This is a genomic window from Paenibacillus sp. SAFN-054 (assembly GCF_051966755.1).
Taxonomy (GTDB): domain Bacteria; phylum Bacillota; class Bacilli; order Paenibacillales; family Paenibacillaceae; genus Paenibacillus_AQ.
In genome coordinates, this window is record NZ_JBQCKS010000004.1 from 226,431 (window position 1) to 242,134 (window position 15,704).

Annotated in this window: 16 protein-coding genes; 11 read left to right on the forward strand and 5 right to left on the reverse strand. The window is 53.1% G+C overall.

What is annotated here, in order from left to right; genetic code table 11:
* Nucleotides 1–23: 23 nt before the first annotated feature.
* Both ACTHPM_RS19745 and ACTHPM_RS19750 read right to left on the reverse strand, forming a co-directional pair.
* Nucleotides 24–224 (reverse strand): copper ion binding protein, encoded by a 201-nt coding sequence (locus ACTHPM_RS19745; RefSeq protein WP_440397063.1) that lies wholly within the window; start codon nt 222–224, stop codon nt 24–26.
* Nucleotides 225–281: 57 nt separating this feature from the next.
* Nucleotides 282–638, reverse strand: coding sequence for a metal-sensitive transcriptional regulator (locus ACTHPM_RS19750; protein WP_440397062.1), 357 nt, complete (start codon nt 636–638; stop codon nt 282–284).
* 334 nt (nt 639–972) lie between these two features.
* On the opposite strand from ACTHPM_RS19750, the gene ACTHPM_RS19755 reads away from it, so the two are divergent.
* Nucleotides 973–2,829, forward strand: coding sequence for a bifunctional diguanylate cyclase/phosphohydrolase (locus ACTHPM_RS19755; RefSeq protein ID WP_440397061.1), 1,857 nt, complete (start codon nt 973–975; stop codon nt 2,827–2,829).
* Between the two features lie 92 nt (nt 2,830–2,921).
* Here the strand turns inward: ACTHPM_RS19755 and ACTHPM_RS19760 are convergent, their stop codons facing one another.
* Nucleotides 2,922–3,089 carry a hypothetical protein gene (locus ACTHPM_RS19760; RefSeq protein WP_440397060.1) on the reverse strand — a complete coding sequence of 56 codons (168 nt, stop codon included), beginning with the start codon at nt 3,087–3,089 and terminating at the stop codon, nt 2,922–2,924.
* 226 nt (nt 3,090–3,315) lie between these two features.
* Nucleotides 3,316–3,690, reverse strand: coding sequence for a TIGR02328 family protein (locus tag ACTHPM_RS19765; protein ID WP_440397059.1), 375 nt, complete (start codon nt 3,688–3,690; stop codon nt 3,316–3,318).
* A 304-nt stretch (nt 3,691–3,994) separates the two neighbouring features.
* Here ACTHPM_RS19765 and ACTHPM_RS19770 point away from each other — a divergent pair, with 304 nt between their 5' ends.
* The 7 genes from ACTHPM_RS19770 (at nt 3,995) to ACTHPM_RS19800 (ending at nt 11,147) form a co-directional block, all read left to right on the forward strand.
* A complete protein-coding gene (locus tag ACTHPM_RS19770; RefSeq protein WP_440397058.1) occupies nt 3,995–5,668 on the forward strand; it encodes a copper resistance protein CopC in 1,674 nt (557 codons plus the stop codon).
* Between the two features lie 97 nt (nt 5,669–5,765).
* Nucleotides 5,766–6,452, forward strand: a complete 687-nt coding sequence (locus ACTHPM_RS19775; RefSeq protein ID WP_440397297.1) for a YcnI family copper-binding membrane protein — start codon at nt 5,766–5,768, stop codon at nt 6,450–6,452.
* A gap of 193 nt (nt 6,453–6,645) precedes the next feature.
* On the forward strand, nt 6,646–7,374 hold the full coding sequence (locus ACTHPM_RS19780) for an amino acid ABC transporter ATP-binding protein (RefSeq protein ID WP_440397057.1): 729 nt from the start codon (nt 6,646–6,648) through the stop codon (nt 7,372–7,374).
* A 43-nt stretch (nt 7,375–7,417) separates the two neighbouring features.
* Entirely contained in the window at nt 7,418–8,218 is an 801-nt protein-coding gene (locus tag ACTHPM_RS19785; protein ID WP_440397056.1) for an ABC transporter substrate-binding protein, read from the forward strand.
* A 93-nt stretch (nt 8,219–8,311) separates the two neighbouring features.
* The gene (locus ACTHPM_RS19790; protein WP_440397055.1) at nt 8,312–8,977 is read left to right on the forward strand and encodes an amino acid ABC transporter permease; all 666 of its coding nucleotides are present in this window, start codon (nt 8,312–8,314) and stop codon (nt 8,975–8,977) included.
* A 41-nt stretch (nt 8,978–9,018) separates the two neighbouring features.
* On the forward strand, nt 9,019–9,669 hold the full coding sequence (locus tag ACTHPM_RS19795) for an amino acid ABC transporter permease (RefSeq protein WP_440397054.1): 651 nt from the start codon (nt 9,019–9,021) through the stop codon (nt 9,667–9,669).
* Nucleotides 9,670–9,917: 248 nt separating this feature from the next.
* Entirely contained in the window at nt 9,918–11,147 is a 1,230-nt protein-coding gene (locus ACTHPM_RS19800) for an aminopeptidase (protein WP_440397053.1), read from the forward strand.
* 91 nt (nt 11,148–11,238) lie between these two features.
* Here the strand turns inward: ACTHPM_RS19800 and ACTHPM_RS19805 are convergent, their stop codons facing one another.
* Nucleotides 11,239–11,697, reverse strand: coding sequence for a GlcG/HbpS family heme-binding protein (locus ACTHPM_RS19805; protein ID WP_440397296.1), 459 nt, complete (start codon nt 11,695–11,697; stop codon nt 11,239–11,241).
* Nucleotides 11,698–11,892: 195 nt separating this feature from the next.
* Here ACTHPM_RS19805 and ACTHPM_RS19810 point away from each other — a divergent pair, with 195 nt between their 5' ends.
* The 3 genes from ACTHPM_RS19810 (at nt 11,893) to ACTHPM_RS19820 (ending at nt 15,684) form a co-directional block, all read left to right on the forward strand.
* Complete coding sequence (locus tag ACTHPM_RS19810; protein WP_440397052.1) at nt 11,893–12,927, forward strand: ArsR/SmtB family transcription factor; 1,035 nt, start codon at nt 11,893–11,895, stop codon at nt 12,925–12,927.
* A 106-nt stretch (nt 12,928–13,033) separates the two neighbouring features.
* On the forward strand, nt 13,034–14,272 hold the full coding sequence (locus ACTHPM_RS19815) for an MFS transporter (protein WP_440421641.1): 1,239 nt from the start codon (nt 13,034–13,036) through the stop codon (nt 14,270–14,272).
* Between the two features lie 164 nt (nt 14,273–14,436).
* The gene (locus ACTHPM_RS19820; protein WP_440397050.1) at nt 14,437–15,684 is read left to right on the forward strand and encodes a peptidase; all 1,248 of its coding nucleotides are present in this window, start codon (nt 14,437–14,439) and stop codon (nt 15,682–15,684) included.
* Nucleotides 15,685–15,704: the final 20 nt, after the last annotated feature.

Consider the following 15,704-nt stretch of genomic DNA (forward strand, 5'->3'; position numbering starts at 1 on the left):
CTAAGCCGGATCCGAGATCAGGCTTAGACTACATCGTAGCCTTGGTCTTCGATGGCTGCTTTAATGGCGTCGAGGCTTACTTTGTTTTCGTCATATTCCACGGTAACCTTGTTTCCAGGCAGATCCACTTTGCCGGTTGCTCCCGCATTCTTCACGGCACCTTCAACCGCATTGACGCAATGATTGCAAGACATTCCTTCCACGTTCAGCGTTACGTTTTTCATGATATATTCCTCCTGGGGTTGTATAATCCCTGCTTTTATTTATTGGAGCAGGGGATATTATTTCATTAACTTCTTTACCGTAACCAGCAGCTCGTCAATCACGGCATGGTCGCCGGATTCGATCCGCTCCACCACGCAGCTTCTCATGTGGTTCTCAAGAAGCAGCTTGCCTACCCCGTTCAGGGCGGCCTGTATGGCGGAAATCTGGTTCAGGACGTCATCGCAGTACGTATCTTTCTCGATCAAGCCCTTGATGCCGCGAATTTGTCCTTCGATGCGATTCAGGCGGGTCGTGAGATTATTCTTCGTTTGCTGGGAATGATGACTGTGCCGCTCACTGCAGCCTGCCTCGCAGCCTTCGCCCGGTTGGGGCTCCTCCAAAATATCGGTTTCCCGATTCGTCTCCGTAATCATCTCGCTGCCGCACCTCCTTTAATCGAAGCTTATGCTGTCATTATACTATACCCCCTGTGGGTATGCAATAGTCTTTTCTGAAATCTCTTGACCACATTTTCTTCTGCTCCGGTACTGAACGCGTTTTTTTCATAAAATGAAATTCTACAGAAGGAAATACAAAAATATAGGTCGAATAAATCTCCTTATCGCCATGGGTTCACTTTGATATTGCAGATCGAAACCGTTTCACTTATAGTGATTTAGCGCCCCTAGGCGCCATACATCTATTTTAATCTTACGTACAGGCTTCAGGTTCAGAACACATCACGAAAAAACGGCAGGAGTGGATGCCATGTTAAATAAACGCCTTATTTCGAATTCCTGGATTCCGCCAAACATCAACATCCTCTTCTTTTGCGTCCTCGGCACCATCCTGTTTTTGTTCAGTATGAGACAACTGTCCTTCCATTATGCAGCCGAGCAGTGGGCACTCCTGGGTTCCATGTTCGCGGCTTCGCTGATTCTGTACTTTTATACGTTTCGGATCCCGCCTGAAGGCAGCAAGCAGTCGATGGATTCGGCGGTCTACCTGGCCTGCCTTTTTATTTTCGGTACGCCTGCGGCCCTTGTCCTCCTGCTCCTGAGCTCGCTTCTCTTCACGGCATTCGAAAGGAAGGTATCCTTGTGGAAGCATTTTACCAACTTTTCGATATATGCCATCATGATTTTCGGGGCGGGCGCTGTATTCCATGGACTCGGAGGCCGCCTCGGGCAGCTTCAGAACACTCATCTGCTTTCTTATGTAGGCGCCCTGATCATTTACTTTATCCTGAACGTCTTGTGCATCGGCATCTACTATTACTTTATGGACCCAAGCGATATTTACCGCAAGCTGAAAGGGCTTCTTCAGGAGTCCGTGCTGGTGTATCTATGCATCCTGATCCTGTCCCTTGTGCTGACCATCCTGATCGTAAACAACGGCATGACCGGATTGATTCTGTTCCTCGGGATCAGCATCTTTTTGTCCCATCTGTTCAAAAAGCTGTTCGATATGTACCTGCAGCTTCAGGAAAAAGCCATCCGGGACCAGCGGACAGGCCTCTTTAACCACAGCTATTTTGAAAGCCTTCTCGAAAAAGAAATCCGAACGGCCCGCAGCGAAGGCACGCCTTTGTCGCTCGCGATGATCGATATCGATGATTTCAAGCGCTATAACGACCATTTCGGCCATTTGCAGGGCGACAAGCTGCTGGCCCTTCTGGGTACCGTTTTACAGGAGGTTGCCGTTCAGGCCGGCGTTACCGCCTCCCGGTACGGCGGAGAGGAGTTTACGCTGCTGATGCCCGGATACAACGAACATGAAGCGCTGCTGCTCGTGAACGCTCTGCGCAAAAAGGTAAACGATACCCCGTTCCTCGGCGTTGAAGTCTTACCTCATGCCTGCCTGTCCTTTTCCGCCGGAGTATCCAGCTTCCACATCGACATCCACGATAAAGCCCAGCTCGTGCTGCAGGCGGATCAAGCGCTGTATGACGCCAAAAAGCAGGGCAAAAACACCGCCTACATTTACGGCAGCTCGGTGCCTATGGAACAGGAAATCGAAATTGCCCAGGACGTGCGGGACATCGAGCAGCTGCTCAATCTGTTCCTGTATAAGGACATCAATACGTTCAAGCATTCGAAGCGGGTGTTCCGATATGCCATGGACATGAGTCTCCTGCTCGGGCTTGATGCGGCGGCGCGCAAGCAGTTCGTTCTGGGTGCCCTGATCCATGATATCGGTAAGCTTGAGATTCCTTGGGAAATTCTGAATAAAAGGGATACGCTGACGCCCGGCGAGTGGGAAGCCGTGAAAAAACATGTGAACTGGGGCAAGGAAATGGCCATGACCAACGATAAATTCAAAGCTCTGGCCCCTTATATCGAGCTTCACCATGAACGGTACGACGGCAGGGGTTATCCTCACGGCTACAAAGGGCCGGAAATCCCGATGCTGTGCCGCATGCTGACTGTGATTGATTCGTTTGACGCCATGACTTCGGAGCGGCCTTACCAGACCACCAAATCCGTTCAGGAAGCTGTCGCCGAGCTCCGCCTTTGTTCGGGGACCCAGTTCGATCCGGAGCTGGCCGAGCTGTTCATCGCCTACATCGAGGGCAAATCCGGGCTTGCCCCCTCCCTCGGGGAGCAGCAAGGAGCATGTCCATAAATTCAAAGGGGCTGCACCGCGGCGAGAAACATCTCTGCTGCGGGCAGCCCCTGCTCATTGCTTATCGAAAAGTTTACTGAAAGATAAAAGTCTTAATGATTTCCGTTCATTTCATGGGAGGTCTGGTGCAGTTCTTTGATCATTTGCTGCAGGAACAAGCTTTCCTGGCGGCTGATCCCGTGTTGGTTGTCCTGAATGAGCAATTGCTGGATGTTCTTCTTCAACAGCTCGCTGCGGCGTTCCAATACTGCTTGACTCATAAAATAAAATCACTCCTGGTCGTTTTTTGAACTTACCGGGAAGTTCTTTATCATTATAAAGCGTTATGAAAAATATTGAAAATGTTCAGAAAAAGCCTGATCCTGCCCTGACCCAGCTGAGCTTGCAGGAGGGGAATTCAGCGGTACCAGTCGAAAAGATCCTCCCGAATCCTCCGGTATGCCACCCTATTCAGCAAATTAGCCACCTATAATTTACCATTCCAATTTATATATGGGCGATATAAAGACCCTTTCCCGCTAAATTATCCAGGCATTCCTGCAAATAAGCCTCGTCATGCTCCGGATAGGCCGCCGCGAGATTGAGCGCCGCGAGCTCTTCATCCGGCCACGGTTCGCAAGCTTTGCCCCGGTACGACGCTTCCACCCATAAAGGATCGACATTATACGTTCTACGCTTCATTTCATCCATGATCAACCTGTGGTACCGCACAAGCATCATCGGACTATGTTCAAACACATAATTCACGGTAGCATGCTTTTTGCCCCAGCCGTTGCCGCGCAGCGCGCAGCATTCCCGGTGCTGTCCCAGCAGTTGCGGGCGGGGGAGCTTCGAAATCAACGCTTCATGCCATAATCGCATCTCATCCGCTCCTTTTGATTTGGATTGTCCTTATCCCATTATACCGAAAATCGCGGATTCGAGGGGCTTCTTCGCCCCTGCCGGACAGACCCCGTCCGCGCCGAATAGCCCACACGGGTCATTTTCATCTGCGGGCTGCAGCTATAAAATAATTTCTGGGCTCAAGCAATACACTGTTATTAATTTGATCCGCGTCCCATGCCTGCATATCGGGCATCTTAATCAAACAACTCCGGAAATTTGCAAAAGCAGCACGCGGACTGCTCCATGAATTTTGCAAGAGGTCCATAGAAGGTGATGAACAATGAATAACGATCATAAAATCCGGATTCTTCCGGTCTGGCTGGCCATGCTCCTGATCGGCCTGCTGCTCTACCCGGGCTTGGTATCAGCCCATGCCTATATCGTTAAAGCCACCCCAGCCGAAAATGAAGTGCTCGCGAAGCCGCCGGCCCAAACGGTCATTTATTTCAACGAACCGCTCCAGAAGGCCTTCCATTCGATAAAGGTGACCGATTCGGCCGGAAAAACGGTGAGTGTCGGCGAAAGCCGAATTCCGGACGGGGAAAATGCCGTGCTCGAAGCCGACCTGGAGCCAGCTCTGCCGGCCGGCGTCTATGCCGTCCAGTGGAAAATCGTATCCGCCGACGGCCATCCGGTCGAAGGCACCTACTCTTTTCAAATCGGGGAAGGCGGCAGCGCAGGCCACACCACGACCATCGCCTCCCCAGGGCTACCGGGCGCCGATCTGGTGATCATCCGGTCACTGCTCTATACCAGTCTCGCTTGCCTTGCGGGCATCTTCGGCTTCCAGCTGTTTCTGCTGCCCGCAGGGACCGGAAGCCGTCCAGGATGGTCACCCCGGAGCATCAGGCTGATGTGGGTCAGTCTGTCCGTGCTTGCAGTCAGCTTCCTGCTCAGCCTGCCGCTGCAGACCGGGATCGATGCGGGGGTCGGCTGGAGCGGCGTAGGGTCCAATCCGTCGCTGCTTCTCAAGATGCTTCGCATCACCACCTTCGGCGAGGTCTGGCTCGTGCAGCTCCTGCTGCTGATAGCCATATTCGGATTGGCCGTCGCCTTGCCGAGAATCAAGGATAAGGACAACGCGTACATCGCGGGTACCGTCGCTTTTCTGCTCCTTCTTGGCATGCTGCTGGCGAAGTCCTTTATTGGCCATGCGGCCGCTTCCGAGCACCAAGCATTGGGCATCGCCATGAATTTTCTCCATCTTGGCGCCGCATCGCTTTGGCTTGGCAGTCTTCTTGCTTTTGCTTTGCTTCTACCGAAAGAGGCTTCGCTGCCTGCGGCACCGGCAGACAGAAAACAGGGCTATTTTGCCGTCATCCGGCGGTTCAGCCTGTGGGGTACCGGTTTGGTCGCCTTGATTCTGATCAGCGGCATCTATGCGAGCCTGCAGTACGTGCCTACCTGGTATGCCCTGCTGCATACGTCGTACGGCAAAGTACTGCTTGCCAAAAGCGCGCTGCTTCTGATCATGCTCATACTCGCCGCCTGGAACCTGATGCGCGGAAAGCGTGCGGAGCATCAGCTTGGCGCCGGCGTATGGATCGAGCTCACGGCGGGTATCGCGGCCCTCGTTCTCGCAGCTGTGCTCACCAACATGCCTACGGCCATGGCTTCGCCCGGTCCGCTACACGTGAAGCAGGCGCTTGAGAATAACCGGACTATTTCGCTTCACGTTACCCCCAACGTGACGGGCGTGAACGATTTTGAAGTGATTGTTCAGGATAAGGACGGAAAACCGGTCCAGGGCATTCAGCAAATCAAGCTCACCTTGACCAGCCTCGACATGGATATGGGCAAATACGAAATCGTCATGCCGGGAGGAAAGGCGGAAGGCTTCAAGGCACAGGGCCTGATCAGCATGGCGGGCAAGTGGAACGTTCAGGTGCATGTGCTGACCGACAAGCTCGAGTCGTGGGATACCGATATCGTCATTCATGTCGGCAACCATTAATGGCATAAATATTGAATTTTATTAAAAATTCAAAGCATTGAGCATACAGAATCGATGAATGATTCGATACTAAAGGAGAGAAAACACATTGAACAAAATGATGAAAATAACGAAGCTTATCCCATTCGCGGCGGCAGGTTTGCTGCTGTTCTCGGGCATCGCCAGCGCGCACGTGAGCGTGAAGCCGGCAACATCCCAGCCCGGTGCCTGGGAAACCTATACCATTAAGATCCCGTCCGAGAAGGAGATTGCGACGACGAAAGTCACGCTGAAAGTCCCTGAGGGGGTCGAGCTCATGCAGTATCAGCCGACTCCGGACTGGAAAATCACGACCGAAAAGGACAGCGCCGGCAAAATCAGCAGCATTACGTGGGATGCGACGGGTGCCGGCATCAATGCAGGGCAGTTCCAAATGTTCAACTTCGTCGCCCATAATCCCGAGAAAGATATGGACGTTGCCTGGGATGCGTTCCAGTATTACAAGGATGGCAGCATTGTTGAATGGACCGGTGACGAGGGCTCGGATGCCCCCCATTCGATCACGAAGATTACGACGGCTGAGGGGCAGGCTCCGGCAGAATCCGGCCACAGCCATGACGCGGCTGCCGGTGAGCAGGCCAAGGGGCAGGCGGGCAGCGAGTCAGGCACTGCCGAATCAGCGCCTGCTGCAGCAGACAACTCGTCCACCAGTGGCGTACAGACAGCAACGCTCGTCGTATCCATTGCCGCTTTAGTCCTGTCCATTATTTCTTTGATCACCGTTTTTTCCAAGAAAAAGCATTGATATTCAAGGTCGTTCAAGCCCGTGCCTGGTCCAGGCACGGGCTTTTTCATGTCTATTCATCACGGACAAAACACTCACATCCGATGACAAATCAAGCATGATGGGATGCGTCCTGCAATATATTTTAAAAATGTATGCAGCGTCCAAGGTGTAAACAGCCTGTCAGAATCTCTTACGAAGGGAGGTCATCCACATGATTGAATTCAAGGGGGTAAGCAAAGCTTTTGGCAGTTTTGAAGTTCTCCGCGATATTCATCTCCGGATCGAGGAAGGCGAGGTTGTCGTCATCATCGGTCCTTCCGGCTCCGGAAAGAGCACGCTGCTCCGCTGCATCAACCGGCTGGAGTCGATATCCTCCGGCGAGCTGATCGTCAATGAAACGCCGCTTCATGGCAAGAAAGTGGACATTAACCGCTTCCGCCGCGATATCGGCATCGTATTCCAGCATTTCAACCTTTATCCCCATAAAAAGGTGATCGACAATATTACGCTGGCCCCCATCAAGGTACTGGGACTCAGCAAGCAGGAGGCCGAGGAACGAGCACTCTCGTATTTGAAGCGTGTCGGCATTGCCGACAAGGCGCAGCAATATCCTTCGCAGCTCTCAGGCGGACAGCAGCAGCGGGTAGCCATTGCGAGGGGGCTCGCCATGCAGCCGAGGATCATGCTCTTTGACGAGCCCACCTCCGCCCTCGATCCGGAAATGATCGGCGAGGTGCTGGACGTCATGCGCGCTCTCGCCCACGAAGGCATGACGATGGTGATCGTCACGCATGAGATGGGATTCGCCCGCGAAGCCGCAGACCGGATCGTGTTCATGGACAACGGGCAAATCGTCGAGGAGGCGACGGCATCCGCGTTCTTCAAGGAGCCGCGCGAGGAGCGTGCACGCCTGTTTCTCAGCCGCCTGATCAAACATTAAGAAGCGTAAGGGGACATTCTACATACGGAAAGGGGTACAAAAGATGAATAAACGTTCAAGGCTTGGTGCTTTGCTCATTTTGCTGGCAGTCTGTCTGGTGTTCGCCGGATGCGGGGGCAAAAAGGAAAAGGGAGGGACGCTCGAAGCGATCAAGGAACGCGGCAAAGTCATTGCCGGTGTCAAATACGACACGAAGCTGTTCGGCCTGAAGGACCCGTCTTCCGGCAAAATCGAAGGATTCGATATCGATATTGCCAAGGCGCTCGCCAAAAAGATCTTCGGCGACGAAAGCAAGGTCGAGCTGAAAGAGGTGACCTCCAAGACCCGGATTCCGCTGCTCCAAAACGGGGACATCGACCTGATCATCGCCACCATGACGATCACGGAGGAACGTAAAGAGCAGGTCGACTTCAGCGATGTGTATTTCAAAGCCGGACAGTCCCTGCTCGTGAAGAAGGGAAGCCCGATCCAAGGGCTGGACGATATCAAAAAAGGCGTCAAAGTATTGACGGCAAAAGGCTCCACCTCCGCGAAGAACATCCGCGAAAAGGCGCCGGACGCCACCGTGCTGGAGTTCGAAAACTATCAGGACGCCTTTACCGCGCTGAAAGCCGGGCAGGGAGACGCGCTGACGACCGATAACGCCATTCTGCTCGGCATGCAGAAGCAGGATCCGAATTATGTCGTAGTCGGGGGCAACTTCACCGATGAGCCTTACGGCATCGCGATCAAAAAAGGCGATTCGGAATTCGTCCAGGTCGTGAACGACCTGCTCAAAGAGATGAAGGAAAGCGGCGAGTACGACAAATTATACGAGCAGTGGATGGGCGTGAAACCGGAATAACGGTTCCCGGATAGGAAAGGGCAGGAGCGGTTAACCCCTCTTCTCCCCTTCTCTTCAGCCAACAGCCTATCTCCCTGAAAGGAGAGACACCGCGTGAGTGAGACGTTCGATATCCGGATCCTGTTCGATCACTGGGATCGTTTCCTGGAAGGATTCCTGCACACGATCGAAGCGAGCGCCATCGCCCTGATCGGCAGCTTCGTTCTCGGCACCATCATCGCCATCATGCGCATATCACCGGTCAAGCCGCTGAACTGGCTGGGCACGGCTTACGTGGAATTCATCCGCAACATTCCGCTGCTGCTCGTCGTCTTTTTCTTTTTTCTCGGTCTTCCTTCGCTGGGCATCCCGCTTGACGGCTTCACCTCGGGCACGCTCGGCCTGATGGTGTACACCGCTTCCTTCATTGCCGAAAGCATCCGTGCGGGAATTCAAGCCGTGCCCACCGGCCAGACAGAGGCTGCCCGCGCCACGGGGCTGACCTATCTGCAGACCATGAGGAGCATCGTGCTGCCGCAGGCCATCAAAGTCGTCCTGCCTTCGATCAGCAACCAGTTCATTAATCTCGTCAAAAACTCGTCCATTCTTGCGGTCGTGGCCGGTCTCGACCTGATGTACTACGCTGATTTGATCAATGCGGATACCTTCCTGCCGCTGACCGTCTATACCCTTGTCGCCCTCTTCTATCTGGTCCTGACCCTGCCGCTCAGCATGGCCGTGCATGCCATGGAACGAAGGTTTAGCTCCGCAGACCGTTAATCACCATCCAGGCGAGAATCTGAGGAAAGGAGGTTTAAGGCATGGATTTTGCAGGCGCCTATTCCTGGCCCAATCTTTCCTTTATTTTGCAAGGGTTCGGCATGACGCTACTTGTAGCGGCCCTCTCGATTCTATTCAGCTTTGTGCTCGGAACGCTGCTGGGCATTCTCCGTTATACGCGCGTTCCGCTGCTGAACCGGCTGCTTGCCGTCATCATAGACCTGATCCGGAACCTTCCCCTGCTGCTGATCATCTACTTCATGTACATCGTGCTTCCCCAGCTTGGGCTCAAGCTTCCGCCTTTTTGGGCGGCCATCGCGGCGTTGACCCTCTTCGAAGGCGCCATGATTTCCGAAATCGTGCGGGGCGGCCTCACCTCGGTGGACCGGGGGCAAATTGAGGCGGCCCGCTCTTCCGGTCTCGGATACGCCCAGACGATGCGGTATATCATTCTGCCGCAGGCGCTGCGCCGCATGGCCCCGCCGCTGGTCAGCCAGTTCATCTCCCTGCTGAAGGATACCTCGCTCGCCATCATCATTTCGCTGCCCGAAATCATGCATAACGTGCAGATCCTGCAGGGCCACAGTCCAAATTACGTCATCCCGGCCTTGATTCTGGCGGCGCTGCTGTACTTTGCGGTCAACTATACCCTATCGATCATTGCCCGCAGGCTGGAAGCGAGAAAGATTTGAAGTCAAGAGCAGGCCGAATGCCGGTTGAAACCAGCCCCGTTTATTTCTAGATTGTTCCGAAAAAAGCATGCGGCCGTTCCTGCTGTCCATCCAGAGGACCCGGCCGCATGTCTTTTCATTGGGGCAGCAGCGGCCGGCATGCTTCGATAGTCATTTCTATTTGCGCAGTCTGCGCAGAATAAAAGGGAAACGCATCATGAAAGACGAAATGGTATATCCTGATTGAAGCATCAAGGAGGAGATTAAAAATGTCTTTTGCCACCCGGCTCGAACAATACGCGGAACTGGCCGTCAAGATCGCGGTCAACCTTCAGCCCGGACAATCCTTATGGATAAACGCCCCGATCCACCAACCCGAATTGGTCCGTCTGATTTCGAAGCAGGCCTATCATGCCGGAGCCAAACATGTGCATATCGAATGGCAGGATGAGATCAGCACGCAGATCAAATATCAGCTAGCGCCGGATGAAGCATTCGAAGAATATCCGTCGTGGAGAGCACAGGCCGTACAGCAGTTTGCCGAGAACGGCGGAGCTTTTCTGTTCATCGAATCAGGCAATCCCGAGCTGCTCAAGGGCGTGGATCCGAAACGGATCTCCGCGAATGCCAAAGCCGCAGGCACGGCGCTGACCAAATGGAGGGAATACATGTCCGCCAACAAGATGACGTGGTCGATTATCGGGGCGCCATCGGAAGGCTGGGCCAAGCTTGTGTTTCCGGACCTCGACACGAATGCGGCTATAGAGGCGCTCTGGGAAGCCATTTTCAAAGCCGTCCGCGTCGAGCGGGAGAACCCGGTACAAGCCTGGCATGAGCACAATGACACGCTTCACGCCAAGAGGGCTTACCTGAACGAAAAGCAGTACAAGAAGCTGCATTACCGGGCGCCGGGAACGGACCTTGTGGTCGAGCTGCCGGACAACCATGTGTGGAACGGCGGTACGGCGGTAAACGAAGCGGGCCTTCCCTTCAACCCGAATGTTCCGACCGAGGAGGTATTCACCTCCCCGCGCAGGGAAGGCACGAACGGAGTGGTTTGCAGCAGTAAACCGCTAAGCTATCAGGGCAATCTGATTGAAAACTTCAGCCTCACGTTCGAGAACGGTAAAGTAACCGGGTTCACGGCCGAAAAAGGATACGATTCGCTGCAGGCCATGCTGAACATGGACGAATCCGCGCGCTATCTGGGCGAAGTTGCCCTTGTGCCGCATCATTCCCCGATTTCGGAATCGAACCTGATTTTCTTCAATACCTTATATGACGAAAATGCCTCCAACCATCTTGCGCTGGGCGAAGCTTTTCCGCACTGCCTGAAGGGCGGCACCGCGATGTCCCGTGAAGAGCTGGATCAAGCCGGACTCAATCGCAGCATCATCCACGTGGATTTCATGATCGGTTCGAAAGATATGGATATCGACGGCATTACGGCCGAAGGCCTGATTGAACCGGTGTTCCGCAGCGGCAATTGGGCATTCTAGGCGCGAAACGGACAAACTGAACGTCAAAAGCAATCTTCCTGCCTTGCCAAGGCCGGATGGATTGCTTTTTGTATACCCTCTCATCTCCGGCTTAGTTAGATCCGATCCGGTAAGAGATGCCGCTTGAAGCATGGCGCTTCAGCAGCTTTTCAAACGCCTGCACCGCCGCATTCGCCACCTCCATATCCTGCTGGCTTGTGCCGCCGCTAACGCCGACGCCTCCCACGATGACATCGCCGACACGCAGCGGAATGCCTCCTCCCAAGATGACGACTCTTCCCTGATTGGTCGTATTAATTCCGAACGAAGGGCCCCCAGGCTGGGCCGCCTCGCTCAAATTTGATGTCGGCATCTGCAGTGCCACGCTGGTCCAGGCCTTGTTCTGGGCGATGTCGATCCCCCCGATCCTTGCATGATCCATCCGGTGAAAAGCGACCAGATTCGCTCCATCGTCCACGATCGCGATATCTTCCGCCAGGCCCATCTCCTTCGCCTTCTTTTCGGCAGCCTCCAACAAATACTTCGCGATTTCAAGCGTCAATTTCATGATCTATCTACACCTCCGCCTATGTTAATCCACTATATGGGCATCTTCGCATGATTGTGTAAGAGGCGAATGAATAAAATGCGGATCATTGGTCATTTAACACAATATTTTATATTTATGAAATAACACTATTGATATGTATCGAATATTGCTGTATGGTTAATCCATCACATTTAAGGAATGGAGGATGCCCAAAATATGCCTTCTTCAATAACTTACGTCACCTCACCCGTATTCGAGCTGATCGCAGCCATGTTCCGGATACACGCCCACGAGTCGCTCTTATCCAATAAGTCCAGGGAAGTCGCGGGCAAGCCGCTGGAATTGACGCATTGGGTAGAGCAGAAGCGTGCGGCTTTGCCGAGGGAATTGACCGAGGAGCTCGCAGTATTTTTTGATCCCGAAAGCTTTTTCGGGCTGACGCTGATTCGATATGCGTGGGATAAACGGGTGTTCGAACATATCGATCCATTTTTGGAGACGCTGGAACAGGAGTCCGGGCTGACGCTTCTCTCCTATTTTTTGCAATCCGGTTACGGAGGGAACCTGAGACCCGATATTCACCTGCTCCCGGAGGTTACGCAATTCATCGATTCGAGCCGCTGGCCGCAGTCTGAGAAGTGGAAAATCACCTATCTTTATTTGCACCCGGAAGAAACGAAACAACGTCTGATACGGATGCTGAAACAATTCTATGCCTACTTAAAAAGTGAACTGGAAGAGTTGGCCGTCCAGCAGCAGGAAAGCATGGAGCAGATGAAATCCTTTATTGATGAACACGGAGAGAAGGGGCTGACACAGCTGCTGTCAGGACAGACTTCCACGGACTCTCTGGAGGAAATCGTCATCTCCCCTTCGATTTTTTATTATGACTGCTCCATGAACTCGGAATCCGAAAGCTCGCTTATTTTTTTGTACGGGACCAAGCAGTTCCAGCTTAAATCAGAGCTTGCCGTCGACAAGGGCAGGGTAATCAACGCCTTTAAGATCTTATCTGATGAAAAAAGGATACATATTATACGGCTTTTGCAGCAAAGTCCGTTATACGGCTACGAGCTTGCCCAGCTGCTGGATCTTTCGAGCTCGACGGTATCCCATCATCTTTCATCGCTGGCTTCAATCGGGTTGGTCCGGGCATCCCGGAAAGAAAACCGCGTTTATTATGAGGTACAGTCCCAGGAAATCGAAAAGCTGCTGGAGCAGATCAAAGTTACCCTAATTGAGCAGGATTAAGAAGACGCATCGACCGCCATGGGCCTTTCTTCAAAGGCCTTATTTTCCGAAATGACATTCGATCTATATAAAATAATACATTTTATTAATATAGGAGTTGATTGCAATGCACTTTCCCTTATTCAAAAACCGAATGTTCCTGTTGCTTACGGGCGGCCAAGGGATTTCCATCCTGGGGGACCGCCTCTACTCCATCGCCTTGATGTGGTATATCATTGATCGGACCGGGTCACCGTTATCGCTTGGACTCAGCGTCATATGCATGACGCTGCCCTCCATCGTAATCATGCCGTGGGCCGGTGTTCTGGCCGACGGCCATCACAAGAAGAAAATACTGCTCTTGACGGATGTTTGCAGCGGTGTGCTCATGTTCGTTCTAATGACCCTCACGCTGAATGACCGTGTCTCCATGCTTGCCATCAACCTTTGTCTTGTGCTTGTCTCGGCAATGAAAGCCTTCTTCTCTCCTGCGCTCTCTTCTTCCATTCCGCTGGTGGTTACGTCCGAGCAGCTATCCAAAGCGAATGCTTCCTTTGAGCTCATTCGCCAGATATCGAACATCGCCGGGCCGGCTCTCGGCGGTATGCTGATTGCTTTTATCCCGATATCGGCCCTGTTTGCCATCAACGGGATCTCATTCATGACGGCAGCTGTTTTCTCTGCCTTTTTATCCATACCAAGTACGGAAGAACCCAACAGGCCGGAAGGTTATTTCCGGCGGTTTACAGAGGGGCTTCACTATACTTTTCGCTTGCGGCGCCTCCTTATGCTCATACTGGTAGGCGGTGTCATCATCAACTTCTTCCTCGCTCCGCTAAACATATACTTTTCGTTCATCTGCAATCAGGTTCTGCATGTCGGCCCGAAAGGTCTCGGCTGGATCGAAACGTCCATTTCGATCGGGGCGCTGCTCGGCAGCGCCATCATGGCGAGCGGCAGATTCAAGAATCAAATCCTCCTCGCTGTCGTCGGCCTTTCCATCGAAGGAACGGCACTGATTATTGGCGGTTTGTCATTCACTTACGCCTCCATGATTATTTTAGCCGGGATGCTCGGATTCGGCATCTGCCTGGCGAGCGTCGGCATCGGTACCTCGATGCAGCAAATTGTCGATAAATCAAAATTGGGCCGGGTGATGAGCTTTACATCGATGCTAAACACCTGCACCGTTCCCTTGGGCATTCTAACCGGCTCCATCCTCATGACTCATTTGCCCCCGCAGGCTTTATTGGCGACATCGGGATTCATCGTTCTTCTGTCAGGTTTGTCGCTGCTGCGTCCTTTCAAGGAACATATCTTTCGATCTAAAACTGCCGTTCCACCGGCAGCATCCGACCATGGATAAAGGAAAGCCCTGCCAGCAAGGCAAACGATCTGGAACATTTGTGCAACATATTGCACAGCCTCCGCGTCTAGGACCATGAAGGTCAAGCATTTGAACCCTGACATGCTTGGCCTGCAACAACTCTAACCGTTCGTACAAGCTGCAAGATACAGGAGGAATGACAGATGAAGAAAATGTACAAAGTGTTAGCTACAGCATCCCTGATGGCCATGGCGGCCATGCCGGTCGCGGCAAGCGCGCAGGACGTTCCGGCCGCAGCCGCGCATAACGGACAAGGAATCATTCAAAACCAAGTTAAAGCAGTTCCCGGAACCATGGGCCAAATCACGGACTTCGTGAACGACCATACAGGCAAATTCATTACCGTTACCGGCCGCGGATTGGCTCCATCAGACCAAAGCGAGATCGTTCTGGGCATCACGCCGAAAACGAAAATCGTTGATGCCAAGGGCAAAACCGTAGCGTTGAAAACGATCATGGATGAGAAAAGGGTCGTCAAAGCCTTTTACAGCCCGAACATCACCAAAAGCCTGCCGGCGCGCGGCACCGCGCTGACGCTGGTCGTTCAGGATCACAGCTTTACCGCCATCGACGGCACCGTTTCCGAAGTACGGGACGGCAGCATCCTCGTCAAAGGCAAAGATCTGTATAACGGCAATGAAGATTCGATCATTCTGCATTTTGCCGAAAAGGCTACCATCCTGGATCAGGACGGCAAAGCCATCGAAGCAGGCGCTATTAAGGAAGGCATGAGCGTAAAGGCCTTTTACGGCCCAGCCGTTGCCATGAGCCTGCCGCCGCAATCGACGACGAACTACATTCGCGTTAACTCTAGCAATGAAACAGGTGAAGGTGAAGTGGGAAATGAACTCCATGCAGGAACCGAAGGTGTCATTACAAGCACCGAAGGCGGCAAAGTCACGCTCATCGGCAAACCGCATGAAAAGGGCGGCGTAAACTACGTCATCCTGACCGTGGACGACAAAACGCAAATCGTCGATGAAGACGGAAACGCGCTCACCAAGGACGCGCTGAAAACCGGACTTCATGCCGACGTATCTTACGGCGACATCATGACGATGATCTACCCGGCCCAGACGCATGCCGACAAGCTCGTGGTGAAAAAGGCCGAATCCGTCAAGATCGAGGGTACGATCGCATCTTTCGAAAGCACGTCGAAGGATCAAGTGTATGTCAATGTAGGCTCGGACGACTCGAAGACCAACGACGTGATTCTGAACATCTCCAAAGACACGCAGATCATTGATGATCTTGGCGGCGAAGGAGCCCTGCGCGCAGGCACCAAAATCGTCGCTTACCATTCGCCGATCATGACCAGATCCCTCCCCGGCATCACGAATGCCGAAGTGGTCATTGTCACCTCCATCCAGAACGCGATCCAGCCCCGATAAGCGAAGAACGCTGGATCGCC